The 25583-nt window shown below is 69.5% G+C and carries 12 protein-coding genes; 9 read left to right on the plus strand and 3 right to left on the minus strand.

Annotated elements, in window-relative coordinates:
- Positions 1-114 precede the first annotated feature (114 nt).
- The gene (locus GZ997_RS03450) at positions 115-3225 is read left to right on the plus strand and encodes a glycosyl hydrolase (RefSeq protein WP_162678866.1); all 3111 of its coding nucleotides are present in this window, start codon (positions 115-117) and stop codon (positions 3223-3225) included.
- An 80-nt stretch (positions 3226-3305) separates the two neighbouring features.
- On the opposite strand, the gene GZ997_RS03455 is transcribed toward GZ997_RS03450, so the two are convergent.
- Entirely contained in the window at positions 3306-4352 is a 1047-nt protein-coding gene (locus tag GZ997_RS03455) for a LacI family DNA-binding transcriptional regulator (RefSeq protein WP_162678867.1), read from the minus strand.
- A gap of 320 nt (positions 4353-4672) precedes the next feature.
- On the opposite strand from GZ997_RS03455, the gene GZ997_RS03460 reads away from it, so the two are divergent.
- The 3 genes from GZ997_RS03460 (at position 4673) to GZ997_RS03470 (ending at position 10715) form a co-directional block, all read left to right on the plus strand.
- Positions 4673-6106, plus strand: coding sequence for a glycoside-pentoside-hexuronide (GPH):cation symporter (locus tag GZ997_RS03460; RefSeq protein ID WP_238994229.1), 1434 nt, complete (start codon positions 4673-4675; stop codon positions 6104-6106).
- Positions 6107-6210: 104 nt separating this feature from the next.
- Positions 6211-7755 (plus strand): carboxylesterase family protein, encoded by a 1545-nt coding sequence (locus GZ997_RS03465; protein ID WP_161923510.1) that lies wholly within the window; start codon positions 6211-6213, stop codon positions 7753-7755.
- Between the two features lie 92 nt (positions 7756-7847).
- Entirely contained in the window at positions 7848-10715 is a 2868-nt protein-coding gene (locus GZ997_RS03470; RefSeq protein WP_162678869.1) for an alpha-L-rhamnosidase, read from the plus strand.
- 584 nt (positions 10716-11299) lie between these two features.
- Here GZ997_RS03470 and GZ997_RS03475 read toward each other — a convergent pair.
- Positions 11300-12607: a family 1 glycosylhydrolase gene (locus GZ997_RS03475; protein ID WP_162678870.1), complete on the minus strand. Its 1308-nt coding sequence runs from the start codon at positions 12605-12607 to the stop codon at positions 11300-11302.
- Positions 12608-12763: 156 nt separating this feature from the next.
- Positions 12764-14140, minus strand: a complete 1377-nt coding sequence (locus GZ997_RS03480) for an MFS transporter (RefSeq protein ID WP_162678871.1) — start codon at positions 14138-14140, stop codon at positions 12764-12766.
- Positions 14141-14445: 305 nt separating this feature from the next.
- Here GZ997_RS03480 and GZ997_RS03485 point away from each other — a divergent pair, with 305 nt between their 5' ends.
- From GZ997_RS03485 to GZ997_RS03510, 5 genes are all read left to right on the plus strand, one after another.
- Positions 14446-15054, plus strand: a complete 609-nt coding sequence (locus GZ997_RS03485) for a TetR/AcrR family transcriptional regulator (protein WP_237564258.1) — start codon at positions 14446-14448, stop codon at positions 15052-15054.
- Between the two features lie 447 nt (positions 15055-15501).
- Positions 15502-18597 (plus strand): alpha-L-rhamnosidase, encoded by a 3096-nt coding sequence (locus GZ997_RS03490; protein WP_162678872.1) that lies wholly within the window; start codon positions 15502-15504, stop codon positions 18595-18597.
- A 159-nt stretch (positions 18598-18756) separates the two neighbouring features.
- Positions 18757-20331, plus strand: a complete 1575-nt coding sequence (locus GZ997_RS03495) for a glycoside hydrolase family 43 protein (RefSeq protein WP_162678873.1) — start codon at positions 18757-18759, stop codon at positions 20329-20331.
- A 635-nt stretch (positions 20332-20966) separates the two neighbouring features.
- Positions 20967-22001, plus strand: a complete 1035-nt coding sequence (locus tag GZ997_RS03505) for a hypothetical protein (RefSeq protein ID WP_162678875.1) — start codon at positions 20967-20969, stop codon at positions 21999-22001.
- 654 nt (positions 22002-22655) lie between these two features.
- Positions 22656-25517, plus strand: coding sequence for an alpha-L-rhamnosidase (locus GZ997_RS03510; protein ID WP_162678876.1), 2862 nt, complete (start codon positions 22656-22658; stop codon positions 25515-25517).
- Positions 25518-25583: the final 66 nt, after the last annotated feature.

Below are 25583 nucleotides of genomic sequence, written 5' to 3' on the forward strand. Positions count from 1 at the left end.
ACGCCGGGGCAGAAATCGCATGATTCCAACGGCCTGCACATAGCGTTTCAGCGGCGTAGGCGCGTTCGTGCCGAATTCGGACACTTTTCTAAGAGGACTTCAAAGGAGAATCCCATGACCGAACCCGCCAGGGCGCCCTTCACCGGCGAGGATGCGCGCAACACGGTCCCCGCCGCAGGGCCCACTCTGTCACCCACGCTGGACGCGCTGCGGGCCGCCATCGCCGAGCCGCCGATCGAGTACCGGCCGGAACTGCGCTGGTGGCTGGCGGAGGGGCTGCACACCGACGCCACCATCCGCCGCGAGATCGCCGCGGCCCATCGCCTCGGCTTCGGCGGCATGGAGTTCCTGGCCATGCCCGAGGAGAACATCGACGAGACCCGCTACGGCTGGGGCAGCGAGGAGTGGACCCACGACTCGCACATGATCGTCGCCGAGACCACCGCCCGTGGCATGTCCTTCTCCTTCACCTCCGGCACCAACTGGTCCAACGCGAATCTGCCCACCATCACTCCGGACGATCCCGCGGCCGCCCAGGAGCTCAACGTCGCCCATGAATCCGTCCGCGGCGCCCGCTCGGGCCCTTTGCCGCGCATCGATCTCGACGCCGATCACGGCGCCGGCGGGCTGCCGGGATCCCGGGTGGCCCCGAAGCGGCAGCACTTCGTCGCGGCCGTGGCCGGCGTCGTCGTCCCGGATCACGTCGACGCGTCCGACGACGCCGCACCCGGCACCGTCGGCCCGACCGGAGCCGCCTCCCCCGCCGCCCAGCAGCCCGCGCCGATCCTCGACGTCGACACCCTCACCGACCTGACCGCCCACGTGAGCGGACATGAGGGTGCCGAGGCACTGGACTGGACTCCGCCGGACTCACGTGACTGGCGGCTGTTCGTGTTCTGGATGCACGGGACCGGGCAGACCGCGAGCCCGTCAGCGAGCGTCAACTACACGGTCAACTACCTGGATCGCGACGGCGTCGACGCCGTGATCGACTACTGGCGCGACGTCGTCCTCACCGACGCCCTGAAGGCAGACATCGCCCGCAACCCGCGCGCACAGATGTACATGGACTCCCTCGAGCTGAACACCTGGGGCGAAGGCGGCATGTTCTGGGGCCGCTGCGTGGCCGAGGAGTTCCGCACCCGCCGCGGCTACGACATCACCCCCTGGTTGCCGCTGCTCACCCGGTCGGCACCACTGATGGCCGTGTCCACCCGCTATCGCTTCGAGCCCGACGCCGCCCACGGCGTCGAGGTGACCAAGGTCCGCCACGACTACGTGGCCACACTCACCGACCTGTACATCGAGCACATGCTCCAGCCCTTCGCGCAGTTCCTGCACGAGTACGGCATCTCGCTGCGCGCGGAGATCTCCTACGGGCTGCCCTTCGAGCTGACCCGCCCGGGCGCGGCCGTCGACGGCATCGAGACCGAGTCCCTGGAGTTCGGCGCGCAGATCGACGCCTACCGGCTCATGGCGGGACCCGCCCACCTGCTGGGCAAGCAGTACTCCTCCGAGACCGGAGCCACCACCCGCAACCACATGCTGCCCCACCGCTTCTACGACCAGATCATCAACACGCAGCTGGCGGCCGGCATCACCAAGACCGTCCTGCACGGCTGGTCCAGCCCGGCGGGTGCCGCGGGGACCACCGAGTGGCCCGGTCACGAGGGCATGCTGCCCATGTTCTCCGAGCGCTTCGACACGCGCCAGCCCGCCGCGGAGTTCTATCCGCTGTGGAATCGGGCCGTCGGGCGCATGCAGCAGGTGCTGCGTCGGGGCCGCCCCCGCATCGACGTCGGCATCCTGCGCACCGACCACTTCACCGACAACTCCTCCGGCATGATGTTCTACGACGGGGACACGCGCATACCCGATGAGGTCGCCTACGGGACCATGTGGATGCGCAACCGCCAGAATCACTGGTGGCGGGACCTGGGCATGCAGGACGCCGGCTGGGGATACGAGTTCTTCGACGGCTCACTGCTGCTGCGTGAGGACATGACCTTCGCCGACGGCGTCGTCCAGCCGGACGGGCCCGGTTACCAGGCCCTGGTGGTGTACCAGGAGGCGCTCGACGCCGACGTCGCCGCCCGGCTGCTCGACTGGGCGCGCGCGGGCCTGCGGGTATTGATCGTCAACGGGGCTAGCGAGCTGAAGCGGCTGGAGACCGGCGAGTACTTCCACTATGCGGCCGCGGCCGCCCGCACGCCCGGGCGCGACGGGCGAGACGAGGAACTGGCCACGACCATGACCGCCCTCAAGGCGCTGCCGAGCGTGGCCAAGATCGACGACCCCGCCCATACTGTCGAGGCGCTGCGGAGCCTCGGGCTCGTCGGCTACCACGAGTTCGGCGTCCCGAACCAGAACGTACTCGCCTACGAGCGCATCGACGGGGACCTGACCCACGTGTACGTCTACCACTTCCTGTATGAGACCGGGCAGGACACCGAGGTGGCCTTGCACCTGCCCGGCGCCGGCACGGCCTATTGGCTGGACCAGTGGAGCGGCCGGTTCCACGAGCTGGGCGATGCCCACGCCGAGCCGATCGGGCCGGATCGCTCCGATGTCACCGTCGTCCCGGTCCGCCTGCGCCCCGGCGAGGCCGCCATCATCACCCTTGACCGCTCCGCCGGGTACTCCCTGGGCGAGTCCGGAACTGCGCCCGCAATCGTCGTCGAACTGCCCGACTGGGAGATCACGGTGGACTCCTGGGACGCCGGCCCCGATGAACTGATCGAGGAGGACCGCGGCCTGGGCTACGTGACCCGCGAGGTACTCCCCACCACCGTCACCACCCGGCTGCGGGCAGGCGCCAGCGCACTGGAGCCGTGGAAGGACCTGGACGGAGTGGGCCCGGAGGTGTCCGGTGTGGGCGAGTACCGCACCACGTTCACCCTCGCGGCGGTGCCCGCGGGACGCCTGGTCCTCGACCTGGGCGACGTGTGTGGCGGCCTGGGATCGGTGAGCATCAACGGCGGCGCACCGATCGGTTTCGACACCTCGGCGCCCCGCGTGGACGTGACCGGCCTGCTGCACCCGGGCGGCAACGACGTCGTCGTGCGCGTGTCCTCATCGCTGTCCAACCGGCTGCGCGCCCGCGGCTACTACGAGACCATCCCGGACATCTCCGCCGCCCTCAGCGGCAAGGCTGAGGCCACGCACGACGTGCCGGTGCGCAGCTACGGCCTACTCGGCCCGGTGCGCCTGCTCGCCCGGAGCTGAAAGTCGCCCGTCGCCCCGCAGGTCGGGAGGCGCGCGTAACCGGCCTTGGCCCCGTCGTTAGTGCCGGTCTCGACACGTCGTTAGTGCCGGTCTCGACACGTCTGGGGGCCGGGAAATCGGGGTGCGGGCACAGTGGCACGCTCGATCACCCGTGCCAGCGTGGTGGGGACAGCGGGTACTTCTGTCCCATCGAGCACTGCCCGCGCCCGAGCCGCCAGGTACTGCGCGAAGGCCACCATATCGGGAGCCACCGTGGTCAGCGGCGGATCGAGGAACCTGCCCAGCACCTCATCGTCCGCCCCGATCACCGCCAGTTCGCCGGGCACGCGCAGCCCGGCGCCCCTGGCGGCGGCAAGTGCCAGACCCGCATGCAGATCGTTGAAGCAGACCACGGCGTCAACTCCGGCTTGTGACCAGTCGTGCAGAACCCCCGTGAACTCGGCAACCGCATCCTCGTCCAGAGGGCCGACGGCGTACTCGCGCGGGACGGGAAGCCCCTCCTGCCCGCAGGCGGTCAAAACGGCCCGCCTGCGAGAGGCGACCAGAGGCTCGAGCCCGGGCATGCGCGTGGTCAGATAGGCGGGGGCGCGCAGGCCGTGTTCAGCCAGGTACTGCACCTGCAGGACCGGCAATCGGCCAAGCACGAGATCTGAAAGCGGACCGCCCCGCTCGTCGCGGTCCACCACGGACGCGCCCACCGCGGCGACCACATCCGCCTCGTCCTCGTCCAGGCCCCCCGGGGCTATGACGAGTGCGGGATCCACGTGTTTGAGCACATCGGCGATAGGCGTATCCGAACCGCAGGAGACGAGGGTCATGCCCCAGGAGTGAACCTCGCGGGCCAGGGCGTCGCGCAGTAGCCCGGCCAGGGATCCCAGCGGAAGCACCTCTTGCCCCTGCGACGGTATGTGTCCCGAGTCGCGCAACAGCACCACCTGGGACCGTCCCGAGCCCAGCGCGGCGCCCGCAGCCGATGGGATGTAGCCGAGCTCCCGCGCCGCCTCGATGACGCGACGTCGTGTCTGCTCGGAGATCGTCTTGTCGGGGCGGCGGTTGAGGACGTAGCTGACGGTGGCGCGAGAGACGCCGGCACGCCGCGCCACATCGCTGCTGAGCACCCGGGCCATCCATGCCTCCATCTGTTTGCGGGAAACCTCGCCGGCGCGTGGGGCGTCGCGCAGCTTTGGAGTCCACCGACGGCCCTGGGCACCCTGTTCGAGACGCCACACTTGCACCCGCGCGGCAGACACTCTATCGTGAACCTTGTGGTTACTCGTGTAACCTCGTGTCAATCCTAAGATTGGAACGAATCAATGGATGATTCCTCCACCGCGTGCGCGCCCGCGCGTGTCGCCGCGCCCATCAGCCCCACTTGATGCGCGACGCACCTACCGACGCCATGCCCGCGCACCCCCTGCCTGCAACCAGTTCAAAGGAGAACACCTCTATGGCGACATCACTCGCAACACCTCACGATGATCCCGACGCCCGGCTCAGCTGGGTCGAGCGCGTAGGATACGGCTCCGGCCAGCTGGGGATCAACGCCATCAATGGAATAATCGGCTCATTCCTAACCGTATACTTCACAAACGTGGCGCTGCTCGACGCAGCCGTCATTTCCACCATTATCGCCGTCTCGAAGCTGTTCGACGGCGTCTCGGACATCATCGTCGGACGGCTCGTCGACCGCACGAAGTCGAAGATGGGCAAGGCACGCAGTTGGCTGCTGCGAGTCTGCATACCATTCGCCGTGGCGGTCATGCTGCTCTTCCTGGTGCCGCCCAACTGGCCCGGCGCCGTGAAATACGTGTACGTGTTCGTCATGTACAACGCGGTCAATGCCGTCTTTCTGACCTCGATGCTCGTTCCGTTCTACTCGATGATCTCGCTGATGACGCGCAACTCCTACGAGCGGGGTCTGCTGGGAAACATCCAACAGATCTTCCAAACGCTCGGCAATGTCATTGTCAACGCGGTATTTGTGACCATGCTGGCGAGGTTCTCATCCGACGCCGCCAATCCCAACACCCAGCAGGCCTACACCCTGACCATGCTGTGCTTCTGCGCGGCCATGGTCCTGTTCGCGCTCATCTGCGTATTCACCACAAAGGAGCGCGTGCACGAAGGCGGCGGCGCCCAGCCCGAGCCCACGGCGTCCACCGACGGCGCGGGGTTTTGGACCACGGTCAAGGCGCTGCTCACCAACAGGTACTGGGTGATGATGTCCATCGCCATGCTGGCGATATTCTTTGCCATCATCTTCAACGCGGTGGGAGGCATCTACTACTGCCTGTATGTCTTCTATGATATGACCCAGTACGGCTGGCTGTCGAACTCAGGCACCATTGCGCAGTTCGCCATCATGTTCGCCACCCCGTTCCTCATGGCGCGGTTCGGCAAGGAGAAGGTCTACATCGCCGGAATTGCGGTCTCCATGGCAGGCTATTTGGGCTTCGGCCTGTTCGCCTTCAACGTTCCCGCAATGATCGTATACAATATCCTCAAGGGTGCCGGTATGGGAATGGCCGGCGGTATGGCGATGGGCATCGTCGCCGACACCCTGACGTACGGCAGGCTCCGGACCGGCATCGACGCCGTGGGCATGGGCAATGCGGGCATGTCCGCGGCCCAGAAGATCGGCATGGGGCTTGGCACGGCGGTCTTCGGGTGGGTGCTGTCGGCGTCGGGATTCGATGGCGCCCTGGATCTGGAGGGTGTGCGCCAGCCCGCCACGGTGACCACCGCCGTCGAACTCATCTACAACTGGATCCCGTTCGGGCTGTTCCTGATCGTGTTCCTCATGCTGGCCTTCTTCTTCCGGCTCGAGCGCGATCTAGCGGCACTCAAATCCAGGAACGCGGCGGACGCCCCGGCCGCGTAGCCGAGGAGACGGCTCGCCGCCGATCCCGCGAACATCCTCAACGATCCACGGCGCATGCGCATCGACCCGACGGGCGGCCGCACCACACAACCAGGAGTCAGGACATGGCAGAGCATCTTGTACACACTACCTCCGGCACCGTACGCGGCACGCGTAGGGGAGACCGAGTCGACTACCTCGGCATCCCCTACGCGCAGCCTCCGGTCGGCCCGCTGCGTCTGAAGCGCGCGGTGCCGGTCACCCCCTGGGACGGCGTCCTGGACGCGAGAGACTACGGAGCCTGCCCGGTGCAGTACAACAACGGCGCCGTGGTGGGACGGGAGGACTGTCTGACGGTCAACGTGCAGCGCCCCCTAAGCGGAGACCGTCTCCCGGTCTTCGTCTGGATATACGGAGGCGGCTACAACACGGGGAGCTCATCCGACGAGATGTATCGGGGCGAGGCCTTCGTCCGCGACGGCATTTTGTTCTTCTCATTTAACTATCGCACGAACGTACTTGGTTTCTACGATTTCACCACATATCCGGGATGCGATGACACAGACTCCAACTGCGGACTGTCGGATCAGATTCTGGCCCTGAACTGGATCCGAGAGAATGTGGAGGCGTTCGGGGGAGATCCGGACCGAATCACCATCGGCGGAGAATCGGCCGGCGGCTCCTCCGTCATCAACATGCTGGCGTGCCCCGGCGCCAGAGGCACCTTCACCCGGGCGATCGTCGAGAGCGGTTTGCCGAACTGCGTGATGACGCACCGGACGGCGAGGGAGAACATCGACCTTTTCCTGGAGGGCATGCATTGGAGCACCGCTGACCTGCACCGACTGCACACCGAGGACCCGCGCCTGTTCCTGAACGGACACGAGTACGTAACCGCCAGACACCAGTACAAGAATCCCGGGATGTTCCTGCCCGGACCGGTTCAGGACGACCTCATGCCGCTGCGCCCCCTTGAGGCCATCGCGCAGGGCTCGGCCGACGGCATCCCGTTGATGATCGGCACCAATATGCACGAGGGCACCATGTTCGTCCATCCGGAGAACACCGGTTTCCCCAACAGCTGGAGCATGATTGCGCAAATGCTGGAGAAGAACGACTGCGCGGATCGCCTCCCGCCGATCGCCTGGTACTACCACAAGCAGTCCCAACGTGCCCGCGAGGCGTTCCGGACCGCCGCATCCGCGACCCCCGCCATCGGAGATGCGCGCGGATTCGACACCGAACCCTTCATCAGGTTCGCTACCGACTACGCCTTCGAGATGCCCGCGATCAGAACGGCCTCGGCGCAAAAGAGGCACACCAATGACGTTTGGATGTACCGCTATGAGTTGATAACCGCTGCCGGCTACGAGACGGGGATGGGCGCCTCCCACGCATTCGAGCTCCCTTTCGTGTTTGAAAAACCCGACCACCACTTCTCACGTATGATGCTGCGGGGGGAGTCGGCCAATCTGTTCACGAGAATGACGCAAACCATTCACGGCGATTGGGTGTCCTTCATCAAGACCGGGGAGCCCAACAGTGATTGGCCCCGTTTCGAAGGCGCCGACTCGCCGGTGCGCATATACGATCGAATCACCCGCACCGAGCGCCTCGACCGCCGGGAACTGATGAACATTTGGGCGGATATGCATTTCTACGAGGACTGAGCCGGCGCACAGTCGGCCACAGTGGCACTCTCCGTTGCCGCAGGCCTCGCAACACTCCGCCTTGACACGCCACTGCCGAACAAAGGAGTTCCATGCCCGCCGCCCCCGTCAACCTGACCGTCGACCACCAGCACGCCCCGCTCGGAGTGGCGGTGCCGCGGCCGGTACTGTCCTGGCAGGTACCCGGCGAGGCACCCGCGACCGCCTACGAAGTCGAAGTGCGCCGCCTCGACCCGGCCACCGGCCGCGTTCAGGTCCCCGACCCGCCCGCCTCGCCCTGGCTGCCCTACGACGGCGAGCCCCTGGCCTCAGATGCTGACTACACCTGGCGGGTGCGCATCTGGACCGATTCCGCCCCCGACGCCGCGCCCTCACCATGGGCCGAGGCATCCTTCTCCACCTCCCTGCTGGAAGGGGACGACGCCGTCGCCGACTGGGTGGAACCCGCCCAGACGCCGGTGGAACTGGAACCGGAGGCCTCCTTCGCCACCTTGTTCGCCCCGCGCGACCCCCAACCCGCCGGCGAGCGGCTGCACCCGGTCAAGCTCATCCGCCAGGACCTGCCCCGCGCCGACGCCGAGGACGCCCCCATCACCCGTGCCCGCCTGTACTTGAGCGCTCAGGGCGTGATCGAGGCGAGTATCGACGGCATCCCGGTGGGCGACACGGTGCTGGCACCGGGCTGGACCAGCTACCACACCTACACCGAGTTCGAGGTCCACGACGTCACCGCGGCCCTCGTCGACCCCGCCGGGGCACCCCGGCCCCATACGTTGGGCCTGCGCCTCGGCGACGGCTGGTTCGCCGGCCGAGCCACCATCACCGGGGAGTCCGGCCAGTACGGCACCCTGCTGCGCGGCTGGTGGCAGCTGTCGGTCACCCGCGCCGACGGCGCCCACCAGACCTGGGGGCCGGACGGCACCGCCCGCGGCACCACCTCCGGGCCGCTGCGCTACAGCGACATCATGGTCGGCGAATGGCGCGACGACCGACTCGCGGCCGCCATCGCCGGTTGGGACTGCCCCGGCTTCGACGACTCGCCCTGGGACCCAGTGCGCATCGTCCCGACCTCCGAGCTGGACCCGGCCACCGCCCTGGAGCCCTTCCGCGGTGAACCGGTGCGGCGCCTGGCAGAGCTGCCCGCCGCCCGGGTGATCACCACCCCGGCCGGGGAGACGGTGCTGGACTTCGGGCAGGTGATCGCCGGGCGCGTGCGGCTGCGCGCCGTCGGCCCGGCCGGCACCGAGATCACCCTGGAGCACTCCGAGCACCTGGCCGCCGACGGAAACTTCTTCTCCAACGTGCAGGGGCCGAACAAGGACCAGCGCGACGTCTGGATCCTGGCCGGCACGGGCACGCCGCAGGCCCCCGAGGTCTACGAGCCGACCTTCACCTTCCACGGCTTCCGCTACGCCCGGGTGACCGGCTACCCCGGCGAGCTGCGCACAAGGGATGCGGTCGCCGTCGTCGTCGGCTCGGACCTGGAGCCGGCGGGCGACTTCGCCTGCTCCGACGAGCGCCTGACCCGGCTGCACGCCAACACGGTGTGGTCCCAGCGCGCCAACTTCCTGTCCATCCCCACCGACTGCCCCCAGCGGGAGCGCGTCGGCTGGACCGGCGACATCCAGGTCTTCGCCCCGGCGGCCACCAACAACGCCCAGGTGCACACCTTCCTGGCCCGCTGGCTGCGTAACGTCCGTGCCGACCAGCTCGACGACGGCCGCGTGGTCATCATCTCCCCCTTCGCACCCCGCCAGGCGGCCATGGAGGGGCAGCCCGGCATCGGCGGCATCACCGCCGCCGCCGGCTGGGGCGACGCGGTCATCCGCGTGCCGCTGGCCCTGTGGGAGCGCTACGGCGACGTCGACGCCCTGCGGGCCAACTACCCGGCCATGCAGGCCTGGGTTCAGCTGCAGTCCCGCCAGGCCGCCACCGAGCTGCCACCCCGCCTGCGCGGCTCTGACTGGGAGGACACGGACCGCACCGCCGGCTGGGATGCGCTCGACGACGCCACCGCCGCCCGGCAGCGACTGCTGTGGAACTCGCGCATGCACTTCGGCGACTGGCTGGCGCCCTCCACCCTGGCCAGTGGGGCACCGGACGCGATCATGACGGCGCCGCACCTGACCAGCGAGTTCGTCGGCGCCGCCTTCCACGCCGAGGCACTGCGCACGCTGGCCGAGGTGGCGCGGGTGCTCGGGTATGCGGGCGACGCCGCCGCCTATCGGGAGCGCTGGGAGGCGGTGCGGGCGGCGGTGGCCGCGGAGTACATCGGTGCCGATGGCGCCATGACCCCGGACCTGCAGGGCATGTACGTGCTCGCGCTCGCCTTCGGCATCGTCGCGGCCGATGATCCGGACGGCGGCGCGCGGCGTCGGGCCGTGGCGGATCGGCTGGTGCGGCTCGTGCACCAGGCGGGCGACCACCTGGACACCGGCTTCCTGTCGGTGCCGTTCCTGCTCGACGTGCTGGTCGAGTCCGGGAACGCCGACGTGGCCTGGGCGGTGCTCATGCAGGACACGGTGCCGTCCTGGCTGTATGAGGTGGCCGAGGGGGCCACTACGATCTGGGAGTCTTGGGACGCCGTCGCCCCGGACGGCACCGTGGGGGCGATGAGCTTCAACCACTACGCCTTCGGCTGCGTGGACGACTGGCTGTTCCGCCGCCTGGGCGGGATCGCCCCCGCCGAGCCCGGCTACCGGCGCGTGCGGGTGGCGCCGCTGACCGACGGGCCGGTGTCCTGGGCGCGTGCGCACCGGGACACGCCCTTCGGCAGGGTGGAGGTCGCCTGGGAGCGCGCCGACGGCGAGGCGCTCGGGGCCGCCGGGGCGGACTCACCCGCCGCGGGGACGCCGGTGCGTTACGAGATCACCCTGCCGGCCGGGGTCACCGGTGAGCTGGCGACGCCCGACGGCAACGTTCGCGAGCTGGCCAGTGGGCGCACGGTGCTGGTCGCGTAACCGCCGCGGAGGCACCACGCACACCGGCTGCAACCAGTTTCATGTCGTTACTGAAAGCATGACAGACTGCACACTCTCAGGGCTGGATCGGGCGCCGACCGATCGGTACATTTATGGGCGTCGGCAGGAACAGCCAGCCGACCCCGGTCGGAGAACCGGCCGGGAGAACTCAACCGAAAGGAACCGAACATGTTCTTCGACATCGATCTGGCCGTCCGTGCCGCTGCCGCCCGTGAGCGCGAGCTCGAGCGCGCGATTGCCGCCGAGAACGAGCAGCGCTGAAAGCGACTGCAACCGGTGACCGCCTGAGGCGGATCACCCCGCGGGCGCTCCCGCGACGGCCGTAGGCCACGGAATACACGGGGCGAGGACGACGAGGTCCTCGCCCTTCTTGCTGCCTGGCGACCCTGCTACTTCCTCTAAGACCACGCAATCCGCGGACGAGCGCAGCCGCCATAACGACCGACCTCGATGCGTAACTACTACCGACCTCGGCGGTTATATCTACCGGCCTCGGCGCGGATGGTGAGCGGGCCCGACCGCCGGGCACACGGCCGGGCCCGCTCACCTCAGATCCGCTCGCCTCAGCTCCAGACCAGCGCCGCCCCGTTGGACAGGGCGATCTCCCCGAGCACATGGGCACTGGGCTTGGGGGTGCGCGCCTGCGTGTCCCGGTCGACGGCGATGATGCCGAACTTGGGGCCGTAGCCGAATATCCACTCGAAGTTGTCCATGGCCGACCAGCACATGTAGCCGCGTACGTCCACGCCGTCGGCGATCGCGGCGCCGACCTCACCGATGGCGGTGCGCAGGAAGTCCACCCGCTGGGTGTCGTCCTCCGTGTTCAGCCCATTCTCGGTGACGTAGATCGGCATCTGGACCGCGTCCCAGGCCTGGCGGACGACGGCGCCGATCGCCCAGGGCCAGATCTCCTCCCCGCCCTGGTTGAGCACTGCGCCCTCGGCGGGCGGGACCGGGCCATTGGGGCCGAGCACCGTGCGGTTGTAGGTCTGCAGCCCGACGAAGTCGTCACCCTCGCTCACGCGCAGGTAGCGCAGGTTGTTCTCCTCGTTCATGCGCGCCACTCGCTCCTCGCCGCCGGGAGCCGCGTGGAAGTCGGAGTTGGCCAGGGTCCAGCCGACCTGCATCTCGGGCTTGACGGCCTTGATGGCCTCAACCGCCGCCTTGTGGGCGGCGCACTTGATCTCGTAGGCCTGCGGCGTGGCAGACAGCTGGAAGCCGGCGACCTTGTCCGCCGTCGTCCCCAGGGCGCGGGCGGCCCCCTCCCAGGTGGGGTTGCCGAGCCGCTGGGCCGGATCTCGCTCGCACATGCCCATCTCCCCCAGCAGGATGGCAAGGTTGGGTTCGTTCATGGTGCAGGCGACGTCGAACAGGTCGCCGAGTTCCTCGGTGACGCGGCGGCAGTAGCGGGCGAACAGGGCGGGGGTGTCGGCGTCCTCCCAGCCGCCGCGGGCGATGAGCCACTGCGGGGAGGTGAAGTGGTGGTATGTGACGATCGGGGTCAGCCCGTGCTCGCGGCAGGCGCGCAGCATGTCGCGGTAGTGCGCGATGGCTACGGCGGAGAACTCCCCCTCGGCCGGCTCGATGCGGCTCCACTCCAGGGAGAAGCGGTAGGAGTTCAGTCCCAGGGAGGCGAGCAGGGCGATGTCCTCCCGGTAGCGCGTGTAGTGGTCGCAGGCATCACCGGAGGACTCGGCGTACATGGTGTTCGGCACGTGCTCGTACAGCCAGACGTCGTTGTTGGTGTTGCCGCCCTCCACCTGGTGGGAGGCGGTGGCGGTGCCCCAGAGGAATCCCTCCGGGAAGGGGGTGGTGCGGGTTGCAGCAGAGGAGCCGGCGGCGGGTGCCGGCGAGTATGCAGGGGAAGTCATGAGGTGATTATCTCCGTCATGTTGTTGATTGTCGGTGGTGGGGAAAGCTGAGATCGAGTATGGAGGCCGTGCGGCGGGTCCGCACACGACCAATCGGCCTCCGCCGACGGGCGGCGGCTGGGAGCAAAGGACACCGACCGCCGCCCGTCGGCCCGCTTACTTGACGCCCCTGACGAACGGCATGAGCAGGGCGCCTGCGAAGACGAGCGCAGCAGCCGTGCCCCACAACAACGGGTAGTTGTTTGACGCGGGACCGAGCAGCGTCGGGGCAACGGCCGGCACAAGCACGTTTCCGAGGTTGAGTGCGAGGCCGAAGACGGCCATGTCCTTGCCTGCGTCAGCCTCGTTTGGCAGGACCTTGGCGCACAGGGCGAGGTCCACCGTAAGGTACATGGGCTGGCCGACGGCGAAGATCATCCAGGCGACGGTGAATCCGGCGATGGTGGTGGAGGTGGCGGCGACGACCAGGCCGACCGCCATGATGATGGCGGCGAGGGCGACGAGGGGCTTGAGCATGCCGAGCTTGTCGGAGATCCAGCCGGAGCCGATGAAGACAACGATGGAAACGGGGGCACTCATGAGGGACAGGTGCCCCGCCTGGGCACCCGCCTCCGCGGGGCTCATATGCAGGCCGATGATGAGGTAAAGGACGAAGAAGCCGAGGAAGGCCGCCATGCCCGCGCCGGCGAGGAAGCGTGCGAGCCAGACGATGCCGAAGTTCGGGTACTTGACCGGGTTGACGAACATGTGGGCGAACATGTCCAGGGTGCCGCCCTGCGGGATCTCCTCGCGGCTGTGCTGCGGGTCCTTGTAGAGGAGCAGGAGCGGCAGGGCACTGATGATCGCGAGGCTCGGGGGCACTGTCATAAGCAGGATGGTGGAGATGTCGACGAGGGCGCCGGCGATGTAGGATCCCGCACTCATCGCGAGTGCGCCACACAGGCCCATGAAGCCCATGATGCGTCCACGCATGTTGGCGGGAACACCTTCGACGGGAATGACGGAATAGGCGTTGAATCCGGCCTGGGCGGAGGCGATGCCGACGATGTAGGCGCCGATGATGACGATGGAACTCGTCGAGTATCCGATGACGAGGAAGCACGCGAAGGCGACGAGGTAGCCGCCGACAATCCAGGGGCGCCGGCGTCCGAACCGCGAAAGAGTCCGGTCACTCAGCGCCCCCACGATCGGGACCACGGCGAGCATGAGCAGGGCGGACAGGGACGTGGCTCGCGAGTAGACCAGCGTGGCCAGTCCCTCGTCGATGACACTCAGGCGCAGCTGCAGAGCCGTGCCCATGCCCATCATCATGATGTATCCGCCGATGGCCGCGACTAGCACCAGCCATATGGTCTTGCGCGGGTTGCCGAACTTGGCGGTTATGCGCGCCGCCTCCTCATCCTCTGGGCTCATGGCGGCGGCGCCGGCGGGGTAGGCGTTCACGGCCACCTGCTGTGAGTAGGCGCCGTCTGCGGCGGAGGGGGCGTGGGGAGCATCGGCGTCTTCACGCCTGGTGCTGGGCGGGGTAGTCATCGATCGTCCTTGATGTGCGGCCGGCGGCAGTGCCGGCGACGGCGCGCTCGCGGAGCCCGCGGCGCCTTGCGGGCAACACCTTAACCCAACATGCACCACTTTGGTCAAGATCTAGATCACTTCCAATGCGGGCTAGATTTTCTGCGCGGCTCACAGCCGGTCGCGACCACCGCGCCCCCGCAGACAGCTGCGCCACGCCCACCGCTCCCCCGAAAAGTCGATCGTCTAGGCTTGCGGCGGGCCCGGCTCCACCCGCCGGGCCCGCGCGCCCAAGAACCGCGACTTGCCCGGAGATGAGGTTGACCGTGTCCGACTCAGACGCCGTCGCCCCGCCCGACGGGCGCACGCGCTACGCCAACGGGGAGCGACGCCGCGCCGCCATCGCCGACGCCGCCATGGAGGTCTTCGCCGAGCAGGGCTACAACAACCTCTCCCTGCGGCAGATCGCCGACGCCGTAGGGGTCAGCCATACCCTGCTGCGCCACCACTTCGGCAGCAAGGAGAAGCTGCTTGAGGCGGTTCTTAAACGACGCGAGGAGACCGAGTCCGAGTGGCGCGCGGGGCTGTTCACCGAGCACGGCCTGCTGGAGGCCCTCCCGCTGGTCATGGAGCACAACGCCACCATTCCGGGCCTCATCCAGCTCGACGCCGTCATGCGCGCCGAGGCGGTCAATCCCGAGCACCCCGCACACGACTACATCGTTGGCCTCACACGTCGCTTCCGGGCGGCGGTCCGCGCAGACCTGGAGGGCGAGCACGAGGCGGGGCGACTGCGCGAAGACGTGGACCTGGATCTGGCCGCCACGCAGCTTGTGGCGCTCATTGAGGGCGTGCAGGCGGAGTGGCTGCTGGACCGCAGCGTGGACATGGCGGCCGTGGTGCGAGACTTCGCCGAGCGCCTGCGCAAGGCCTAGCCACCCGGTAGCCGGAGCCACCGCCCCGCCCGAGTTTCCGCGATCCTGGCGCCAACGGCGTGGATCCTCCCCGCACCGAGCGGCCACACACGGAGCGACTCACACCTGAGCAGCACGCGGCAGCAAGTGGTGCTGCGCCCAACCAGGCCAGATCGGGCTTGACGTTGTCCGGCATGGGACTGAAAGCCGTCTCTTGCACCCCCATTCCACGACCTTGGTGATACTCCACGACCTTGGTGCCTGTTCCACGACCACCCCGGGGTCGTGGAACAGGCACCAAGGTCGTTTAACGTCGCCCAGGGTCGTGCAGTACGCGGGAGGACACAAGCACCGCCGCCCAAGGCCGGAGGCGCTCGACCGCACATGCGCTACGGTTGACGAATCCCCGCAGCCCGCATACGCTCACCCCAATCCGTGAAACGGTTCAACGAAGACCCGGAGAGCCTCATGCCCGCACACCGTTCAAATCAATCCGCCTCCCCCGCCGGGGGCGCAGGCGGCAGCGCCGCATTCCCCGCAGGTGACAGCCCCACGTCCCCGGGGCGCTCAGCCGACTCCACTGGCACGGACATCAAGCGGACCGCGGCCGACAGTCCTGCCGGCTCCATCTCCCCCAACGCCGACCTTCTCACCGTCCCCGCGCCGGAGGTCACCGATCCGGTCGGCGCTCTTACCGCTCCGGTCGGCCTGCGCGTGGACCACCACCGCCCCGACCGACCCGTCCTCGGCGGCACCGGCCCCACCCCGGCGCTGTCTTGGGAAGTGCCGTCCGCCCCCGCCGGCTGGGCCCAGGCCCACGCCGAGATCGAGGTGGTCCGCGGCCCCGTCGGCGCCCTGCCCGGAGCCCCCGAGGTGCTCGCCCTGGATGGCCCGGACTCCCTGTTCGTCCCCTGGCCCGCCCCGCCGCTGAAAGCACGTGAGAGCGCCGCCTGGCGGGTGCGCGTGGCCGGGGAGGACGGAGTCTGGTCCCCCTGGTCGGCGCCCGCCGTCGTCGAGACCGGGCTGCTGGAACGCGACGACTGGACCGCCCGCCCCATCACCGCCCCCGGCAACCGACGCACCGATCCGGCACCGGTGATGGTGCGCCGCATCACCGTCCCCGCCGGCACCACCGCCGCCCGCCTGCACCTGACCGCCGGCGGCACCTACGAGGCCTTCATAGACGGCGTCAAGGTAGGCACCGACGAGCTCGCCCCGGGCTGGACCGAGTACTCCCGACGCATCCTGGTGCAGACGCACGACGTCACCACCGTCCTGACCCCCGGTGAGCACGAACTCGCCGTCGTCCTGGGCAACGGCTGGTACCGCGGCCACCTCACCTGGAACATGCGCGAGGCCGTATACGGGGAGGACCTGTGGCTGCTGGCCCAGGTCGAGCTGAGCGACGGCGCGGGCACCACCGTCGTCGGCACGGACGGCGGCTGGACCTGGCGTCCCTCCAGCATCACCGCCAACGACTTGTACAACGGCCAGTCCACCGACCTGCGCCTGCCCGCGCTGGGCGAGGCGGAGGCCGAGTCCCCGGTCACCGTCCTGGACCTGCCCGATGCCGCCCTGGAGCCGACCACGCTGCCCCTGCCCACCGTCATCGGCGAGCTGCGGCCCGTGGAGGTGATCACCACGCCGTCGGGCAGGCGCGTGGTGGACCTGGGGCAGAACCTCACCGGGCACGTGCGCCTGACGGTGCCCGGCGGCCAGGCGGGGGACGTGATCACCCTGCGCCACGCCGAGGTGCTGGAGCACGGCGAGCTGGGCACGCGCCCGCTGCGCAATGCGGAGTGCACCGACCGCGTCACCCTGGCCGGGACCGGCACCCCCGAGCGGCCCGAGGTCTTCGCCCCCACTCTGACCCAGCACGGCTTCCGCTATGTGGAGGTCGAGGGCTTCCCCGGCGACGACGACGCGCTGCTCGCCTCCCTCACGGCGCGCGTGGTCTCCGCAGGCATGGATCGGTCCGCCTGGTTCACCAGCTCCCAGCCGCTCGTGAACAAGCTGGTGGAGAACACCCGCTGGTCCGCCATCGACAACTTCATCACCGTCCCCACCGACTGCCCGCAGCGCGACGAGCGCCTGGGCTGGACCGGGGACATCGGCGCCTTCGCCCCCACCGCCCTGAGTCTGTACGACGCCGCCGCCTTCCTGAACTCCTGGACGAGGGACCTGGCCGCCGCCCAGACCCCGGACGGCGCCCTGCCGGTGGTTTCCCCCGATGTGCTGGAGGGCAACAAGCTCACGTGTGCCTGGGGCGACGCCATCACCCTGGTGCCCTGGGCGGTATATGAGGCCACCGGGAACCCGGCGGTGCTGGCCGCCAGCGTGGAGGCGATGAGCTGCTTCGTCGACGGCGTCGCCGCCGTGGCCGGGGACTCGCACCTGTGGCGGGGCGGCTTCCAGTTCGGCGACTGGCTGGACCCGGACGCCCCGCCGGACAACCCGGGCGCGGCCAAGGCCGACCCGGATGTGGTGGCCACCGCCTACTTCGCCCGCAGCGCGGACATCACCGCTCGCGCCTGGGCGATCCTCGGCAACGCCGAGCGCGCCGCCCACTACGAGGCACTGGCCGCGAGCGTGCGGGAAGCGTACCTGGACGCCTACGTCACCGCCGACGGGCTGATCCTGTCCGACTGCGCCACCGTCTACGCCCAGGCACTGGCCTGGGATCTGCTGGACACGCCGCGACGCGTGACCGGGGCGGGGCAGCGCCTGGCGGACCTGGTGCGGCTGCGGTCCTTCCGGATCTCCACCGGCTTCGTCGGCACCCCGCTGGTGCCGACGGCGCTGGTCAAGGGCGGCCAGGCGGCCACGGCGGCCCGGCTCATCCTGGAGCGGGAGTGCCCCAGCTGGCTGTACCCGGTGACTATGGGCGCCACCACCATCTGGGAGCGCTGGGACTCCATGCTGCCCAATGGGGAGATCAACCCCGGGGAGATGACCAGCTTCAACCACTACGCCCTGGGTGCCGTAACCCAGTGGCTGATTACGGACCTGGCCGGCCTGGACGTGGTCGACGCCGGCGGGCGCGCGCTGCGGGTGGCCCCGCAGGTGGGCCACGGCTTCACCTCGGCGAGCGTGGTGCGGCGGCTGCCGCTGGGCACCGCCCGCACCGCCTGGGGGATCGACGGCGACACGCTGCACGTGAGCGTACAGGTGCCGGTGGGGGCGAGTGCCGAGCTGGTGCTGCCCGGTGTGGCGCCGGAGGCGCTCGGCCACGGGCTGCATGAGCGCACGGTGGCGTTGCCCGCGCAGCTGCGCGACGGCAACGGAGAGATCCGGACGGTACGGGACCTGATGGACGATGATGCGGCCTGGGAGCGCGTGGTGGAGGCGGTGCGCGGCAAGCACGGCGCCTACATGGACGACCCGGCCGCCACGCTAACCGGCTTCCTCACCCACGAGCTCGACTCGACGGCGCGGGTCGTGCCCGGAGCGGCCACCATGTACGGCTTCATTCCCGGCATGGAGGCGGTAAAGGCCGCGCTCGACGCCGTCATCGCCGAAGTGGCGCCGAACGCACCCCAGGTCCCCACCGCCCAGCGCGGCTAACCCCCACTTCCCGCCGAGACCGGCACTTGTAACACACCGAGACCGGCATTAGTTACACACCGAGACCGGTAGATATGGCGGTGGTCCGAGGCGCCCCGTGTCCTCTCGGACCACCGCCCCCAGCGCCCGAAGTAGAACGCCGCGTCAAAGGAGGACACCGTGCCCACCCGGTCCGCCCGCCCGATTCTGCCGGGCTACTACCCGGATCCGTCCATCTGCCGCGTGGACGGAGCTTTCTGGCTGGTCAACTCCAGCTTCGAGTACCTGCCGGGCGTGCCCGTGCACCGCTCCCCCGACCTGGTGCACTGGGAGCAGGTCGGTCACGCCTACGCCCGCCCCTCCGCCCTGCCGCTGCCGGGAGGCGACGCCGGCTCCCAGGGCACCTTCGCCCCCACCATCCGCCACCACGACGGCGTCTTCTACGTGATCGTCACCAATATGGGGCAGGACCCGCTGAGCCAGCGCATCGTGCGCACCACAGATCCCGCCGCCGGCTGGTCCGACCCGGTGGAAGTGCCCGACACCCCGGGCATCGACCCGGACCTGTGCTGGGACGAGGAGGGCGTCTGCCACCTGAGCTGGCGCGGAGTGTCCTTCGAGACCGGCACCGCGGTATCCACGCTGCGCTCGGTGCCGATCGACCCGGACACCGGCCGACGCCTGGGCGAGCCGGTCGAGTTGTGGCAGGGCACGGGCATGCGCGACGCGGAGGGGCCGCACCTGTACCGCCGCCGCGGTTGGTGGTACCTGCTGCTGGCCGAGGGCGGCACCGGCATCGGGCACTGCGTGACCATGGCGCGCGCCCGCGAGCTGACCGGCCCGTGGGAGGAGCACCCCGGCAACCCGATCCTCACCCACCGCTCCACCGACCACCCGGTGCAGGCCACCGGGCACGCCGACCTCGTCCCACTCGACGCCGACGGATGGGACGGGGCCCGCTTCGCCATGGTGCACCTGGGCATTCGCCAGCTGGAGCCCTTCCCCGGCTACCACGTCAACGGCCGGGAGACCTTCCTGGTCGGCGCAGACTGGGAGGGGGACTGGCCGACCGTCATCGAGGACCGCTACGCGGAGGCGATCGCCGCGCGCGACGCCGCCTCCACGCACGCCTTCACCGATGAGCTGCGCGGTCGGCCGGGTCCGGTGGCCGACGCCGACGCTCCCTGGGATCTGCCCGACCGGTGGGTCTCCCCGGGCGGGCTCGCCCGTGCCGCACTGGCGCGCGACGCGGCCGGGAGACTGACGATCACTGCGCCCGGCGACGACGCCGCGCCGCGCCCGCTTCTGGCCGTCCGTTGCCGCGACTCCGCCTGGCGGACTGAGGTGGAACTGGCTGTGGAGTCGGGCGCCGTCGTCGAGCTGTGCGTGTACCTGGACCCCGGTCACCGGGCCGCCGTGCGCTGGGACGGGGACCGTGCCGTGGCCGTCGCGACCGCGGCGCCGTTTGAGCAGACTCTTGGAGAGTCGGCGGCGGAGCACTTGGAGGCGCCGCAGGGGCGGGCGGTGAGACTATGGGTGAGCGCCCAGCCGCCGGAGATGGGATTCTTCGGCCAGCAGGTACCCGATGAGCTCGTGTTGGGTGTGCGCGTCGGCGCCAGGGACGTCGAACTGGGCCGGCTGGACGGCCGCTACCTGTCCACCGAGGTCGTCGGCGGTTTCACCGGCCGGGTTGTGGGCGTGCGCGCAGTAAGCGGCACGGCAGCCATGGAGCGCTTCATTTACCAACCGCTGTAGACACGTCAGGCTCGGGCAGGATGAGCCCGGTTGACGGCTGTACGGCTGTGCACGTCTCCGCAAGGCCCATTCCTACAGTCCACACGATTCCGCGGTTCTACCGAAACCGTTAGCGGCCGTGGGTTGCCTCCTGTGTGCGCCGAGGTGCCCGTTGCGCACTGGAGCACTATCACCCAACTCCAGCCCAACTGACAATTCCGCGCAATACCAACAAAACGCGGATCTACCTGGCTCAGCCCGGCTGCTGCTGGCGCAAGAACACCCGCCGATTCAGTCGCAGCGCACCCGCACCGCCATCCAGGGGCGGCTCGGAAGCGGCACGTAGGCCCTGCCGTTCACCCCAGCGGCCGCCTGCTCGATCGTCATGTTCCACGTGCCGACGACTCCCGCTCGCCGCTAAACGGCGCTCCGGCACCGTAACCGCGGCCCGAAAGGGCTGTGCGGTGCTGAAATAGGCTGGCAGGTAGTTCTTCCCCGTCCGCGGCCGACGGCGTCGTGGAGGGCTGCGGGTCATCAGTCCGCAATACGCGCCGCCGGAGTCCACAATTCATCCTCGTCGCAGGGCTCGCCCAACACCTGTGGAGAGTCGGCGGTCTCCGCGTGCGCGAAAGCCGCAACTGTCCGAGCATCAGTTCATGGACACCATCCCCGCGCCACCCCCGCTGCCCACGATTGAGTTCACTTATGCCGGGCGCCCCAGCAGGTCCCGTGCCGGTGACACCCGTGTGCAGATCGCTCCCGGCGTCGCCTTGCTTCCGACTCCCGGGCGGGCGGTGTGGGCGCAGCAGCGCGAGGTCGGCCTGGCCCGGTGTGTGGCCGCCGTGCACTCGGCCAGATCCGCAGTAGTACTCACCCACGAGGCGGCGGCACTCGTGCACGGACTGTGGCTGCGCCATGGCGAGACCGATATTCGCATCGCAGTGCCCACGAATCCCAAGCGCACCCGGCTTCCCTTGGCTCCGGTCGCCTTCACGGACGGGAACCTCCCGCACCTTTCCGGAGCGGGTCGCGTCGTCGGCCTGCGGCGCCGCCGTTCCCGACTGCAGGACGAACATGTGGAGGTGGTGAACGGGCTTCCGGTTACGACTCTGCTTAGAACAGCGGTCGACTGCGCCTTCGACCTGCCTGCGCGAGAGTCGATCACAATCGTCGATTCGGCCATGCGTGCGCTGTGCCAACCCGACCGATTCAGCCCGCAGCAGGCGAAGGCAAAGTGGGAGCGCGTTCGTCCCCAGCTGCTGGCGGCGGTTGGGGCGGAAGGCCCACGGCGGGGAGCGGTGCGCGCTCGCGCCGTCGCTGCCATGGCGAGCCCATTCTCGGAGTCGCCAGGCGAGAGCCTGACGCGGCGTCTGGTCGTGGCGCTCGGGTTGCCCGGGCCGGAGTTGCAGCACGAAATCATGCTCGACGCCGACGGCCACCGCTTCCTCGATTTCGCCTGGCCGGACCTGCGGTTGGCGATCGAGTTCGACGGCCGCAGCAAGTACAGCTTGAATGACGACCTCTGGGAGGAGAAGCTCCGGCAGGACGCCATCGGCGCCATGGGATGGTCATTCATACGGGTGACGTACGCGGACCTCAACGACGAGGAGCGGCTGACCGCGAGAATCATGGAGCGCATGCCGCCGAGCGTGACGCTGCGTGCCCGCCGCGTTCCCGGGCTGTGGGAGTAGCGCGGGTCGAGTATCAATCGCGGCGAGCACCCGCGCGGGTAAAAAGGTCGTTCTCGGCCGGGCGATGACATGTTTGCCCGCCCGAGGACGTACTCGGGCGCACGAGGACGTATTCGCCACGCCGAGGTCGTTTTGGGGCTCATGAGGACGTAGTCGAGCAAGCACACAGGGTCGTATTCGGGCCGATGAGGACGTATTCGGGCTCACGAGGTCGCACTCGACCACCCCACACCAGCCGAATACGACCTCGTACTCCCCAAACCCTCCACATCGTGGAGGGTTTCGGGCTGATGAGGACGTTTTCGCCGCGCCGAGGTCGTATTCGGGCCGATGAGGACGTACTCGCCGCGCCGAGGTTGTCTTCAGGTGAGCGCGGAGGTCGTCCTGGGGCTCACGCGGTCGTACCCGAGCCGCCGAGGAAGTCTTCGACCCGCCGAGGACGTACTCGGGAAGTCGGTGGTGGCGGCCGAGGACGGCTCGCCGTCCCCGTTGACTGCGCCCACCCCGGCAATTATTCTTTGAGTCGTTTCAACGCCCGCCCCTCGTCACCGCAGACGGAGCCACATCGTGTTAGTGCAGACATCGCAGACGTCCCCCGCGCCGCAGCAGCACGATACTTCGGCCTCACCAAATGCCCCACTACCCGAAGTCTCGTTGTCCCAACCCGACGGCGCCCTCCCCGCTGCCCACCCCTCCACCCCCGAGGCTGCGATCACCGCCGCCGCCCTGCCCGACCCCGTCGGCGAGCTGACCGCCCCCACCCACCTCAAGTTCGAGCAGTACCTGCCTGGTGACGTCCTGGGCGGAGCCTCCCCCACCCCCCGCCTGTCCTGGGAAATCCCCACCGCCCCGGCAGGCTGGTCCGCCACCGACGCCGAGGTGGAGCTCACCCGCACCGATCCCGCCGGCAACCCACTCGGCAGCCCGCAAACACTCCCGCTGGCCACCGCCGACGGCGTCCTGGCCGACTGGCCCGCCGCCGCGCTGGCCTCTCGCGAGCGGGTAGTGGTGCGGGTACGCGTGACCGGCTCGGTCGCCGTCGCCGCCTCCGCCACCACCCCGGCCACTGCGGTGCCCGCCACCACCGGATGGTCAGAGCCCGCCGTCTACGAGGCCGGCCTGCTGGATGCCGCCGACTGGCAGGCCCTGCCGGTGGGCCCCGCCTGGCCGGAGAACCCCGATAGCGACCGCCGCCCGCCGCGTGTACGCCACGAGTTCAGGGTCGACCGCCCGGTGGTTTCCGCCCGCGCCTATGTCAGCGCCCACGGGCTCATTCGCGCCGAGCTCGATGGCGGCCGTGTCGGCGCCGACGAGCTGGTACCCGGTTGGACTGTGTACGGGCAGCGGCTGGTCGCACGCACCTACGACGTCACCGGCCAGCTGCTGGACGCCTCCCCCGCCGGCGACGGCGTCGGCACTCATGCGCTCGGCGCGCAGCTGGCAGACGGCTGGTACCGCGGACACATCGGCTTCGACGGCGGCTACCGCAACCTGTATGGCGACGACGTCGCCGCCATCATCCAGGTCGAGCTCACCCACGCCGACGGCAGCCGCAGCACCGTCGCCACCGGCCCCGAGTGGCGGGCCGGCGCGGGCGAGATCCTGTTCACCGGCCTGTACGACGGCGAGACAGTCGATGCCCGCCTGACCACTCCCGGCTGGTCCGCCCCCGGCTTCGACGACGACGCCTGGTCACTGGTAGCGGTGGGCGACTCCGACGCCGAGCGGCTGATCATGCCGGTCGATGCCCCGGTGCGCGCGCAGGAGACCCTGCTCCCGGTGGCGGTCACCGTGCAGGAGCGGCGGGCGATGCGCATCGGGGAGGCTGAGATCGAGACCTCCCCGGAGCGGGCGCTGATCGACTTCGGCCAGAACATTTCCGGCCGCCTGCGCATTCGCGTGGCCGGCCCGGCCGGCACCACCATCACCTTGCGGCACGCCGAGGTGCTCGAGCACGGCCAGTTGGGCACGCGCCCACTGCGCGGCGCCACCGCCACCGACCGCTACACCCTGGCCGGCGACGGCGTGGAGGAGTGGGAGCCGGCCTTCACCATCCACGGCTTCCGCTACGCCGACGTCTCGGGCTGGCCCGGCGGGGCGGCGGCGGCCAAGCGGGACATCGAGGCCGGGGCGATCACCGCCGTCGTCGTGCACACCTCAATGGAGCGGCTGGGCGCCTTCGAATGCTCGGACGCCAGAGTGAACCGCCTGCATGAGAACTCGCGCTGGTCCATGCGGGACAACTTCGTCGCCCTGCCCACCGACTGCCCGCAGCGCGACGAGCGTCTGGGCTGGACCGGCGATATCCAGGCCTTCGCCCCCACCGCCGCCTTCCACTACGGCTGCACCGGGCTGCTGTCCTCCTGGCTGGCGGACCTGGCCATCGAGCAGCAGGCGCATGGCACCGTGCCCTGGTACGTGCCCGTGATTCCGGGCGGCCTGTGGACGCCGCCGCGGCCGGCGGCCGTGTGGGGCGACGCCGCCACCGTGGTGCCGTGGGAGCTGTTCCGGGCCACCGGCGACCGGGACCTGCTGGCGCAGCAGTACGACTCCGCCAAGGCGTGGGTGGACCTGGTGGACTCCCTGGCCGCGGATGACCACGTGTGGGACTCCGGCATGCAGCTGGGCGACTGGCTCGACCCCTCCGCCCCGCCGGACAACCCCATGCAGGCGATGACCGAGCCACACCTGGTGGCCACGGCCTTCTTCGCCCAGTCGGCCCGGATCGTGGCACGCTGGGCGCAGGTGCTCGGCAATGAGGAGGACGCCACGCACTACGCCGCCCTGGCGGAGGCGATCGGGGAGGGCTTCCGCGCCCGCTTCACCGACGGCGCTGGGCGCATGACCTCAGACACCCAGACCGCCTACGCCCTGGCGATCACCTTCGACCTGACCGGATCGGAAGGCAACCGCAAGGTGGCCGGCAACCGCCTGGCGGAGCTGGTGGAGGCCTCCGGCGGGCACGTGTCCACCGGCTTCGCGGGCACGCCCGTGCTCACCGGCGCGCTTAGCGCCACCGGTCATGCCGACGCCGCCTACCGGCTGCTGCTGACGACGACGTGCCCGAGCTGGCTGTACACGGTCACCATGGGCGCCACCACCACCTGGGAGCGCTGGGACTCCATGCTGCCCGACGGAAGCATCAACCCCGGCGACATGACCAGTTTCAACCACTATGCCCTGGGCGCGGTGGCGGCCTGGCTGCAGCGCAGCGTCGCGGGCATGGCTCCCGCGGCGCCCGGCTACCGAGTGATCGAGGTGGCCCCGGCCCCGGGCGGGGGCCTGACCCACGCCGAGTCCGTGCACCGCACCCCCTACGGCTGGGCCGCATCCTCCTGGCGGCTGGTGGACGAGGACGGACACGAGATCACCTCACAGGCGGCAGCGACCGGGCAGGGGCGGCTGGAGGTCGACGTCGTTGTCCCCGTCGGGGCCCGGGCTCGCATAACCCTGCCCGGCCACGAGGACGAAGAGCCCCTCGAGCTGCCCCACGGCCGCCACCACCTGGTGGCCTGAGGCAGAGCCAGTGGGCCGGCGTGCGAGCCGATGCCGCTGCCACGCCGACCTCACCGGAGTAGCCGA

The organism is Actinomyces sp. 565 (assembly GCF_010365615.1).
GTDB lineage: Bacteria > Actinomycetota > Actinomycetes > Actinomycetales > Actinomycetaceae > Actinomyces.

Excerpts from the sequence above, each read along its gene's own strand:
- GZ997_RS03450 (WP_162678866.1), top strand. The coding sequence starts at position 115 with ATGACCGAACCCGCCAGGGCGCCCTTCACCGGCGAGGATGCGCGCAAC.
- GZ997_RS03455 (WP_162678867.1), bottom strand. The coding sequence starts at position 4,352 with ATGGCCCGGGTGCTCAGCAGCGATGTGGCGCGGCGTGCCGGCGTCTCT.
- GZ997_RS03470 (WP_162678869.1), top strand. The coding sequence starts at position 7,848 with ATGCCCGCCGCCCCCGTCAACCTGACCGTCGACCACCAGCACGCCCCG.
- GZ997_RS03505 (WP_162678875.1), top strand. The coding sequence starts at position 20,967 with ATGGACACCATCCCCGCGCCACCCCCGCTGCCCACGATTGAGTTCACT.
- GZ997_RS03460 (WP_238994229.1), top strand. The coding sequence starts at position 4,673 with ATGGCGACATCACTCGCAACACCTCACGATGATCCCGACGCCCGGCTC.
- GZ997_RS03475 (WP_162678870.1), bottom strand. The coding sequence starts at position 12,607 with ATGACTTCCCCTGCATACTCGCCGGCACCCGCCGCCGGCTCCTCTGCT.
- GZ997_RS03490 (WP_162678872.1), top strand. The coding sequence starts at position 15,502 with ATGCCCGCACACCGTTCAAATCAATCCGCCTCCCCCGCCGGGGGCGCA.
- GZ997_RS03465 (WP_161923510.1), top strand. The coding sequence starts at position 6,211 with ATGGCAGAGCATCTTGTACACACTACCTCCGGCACCGTACGCGGCACG.
- GZ997_RS03480 (WP_162678871.1), bottom strand. The coding sequence starts at position 14,140 with ATGACTACCCCGCCCAGCACCAGGCGTGAAGACGCCGATGCTCCCCAC.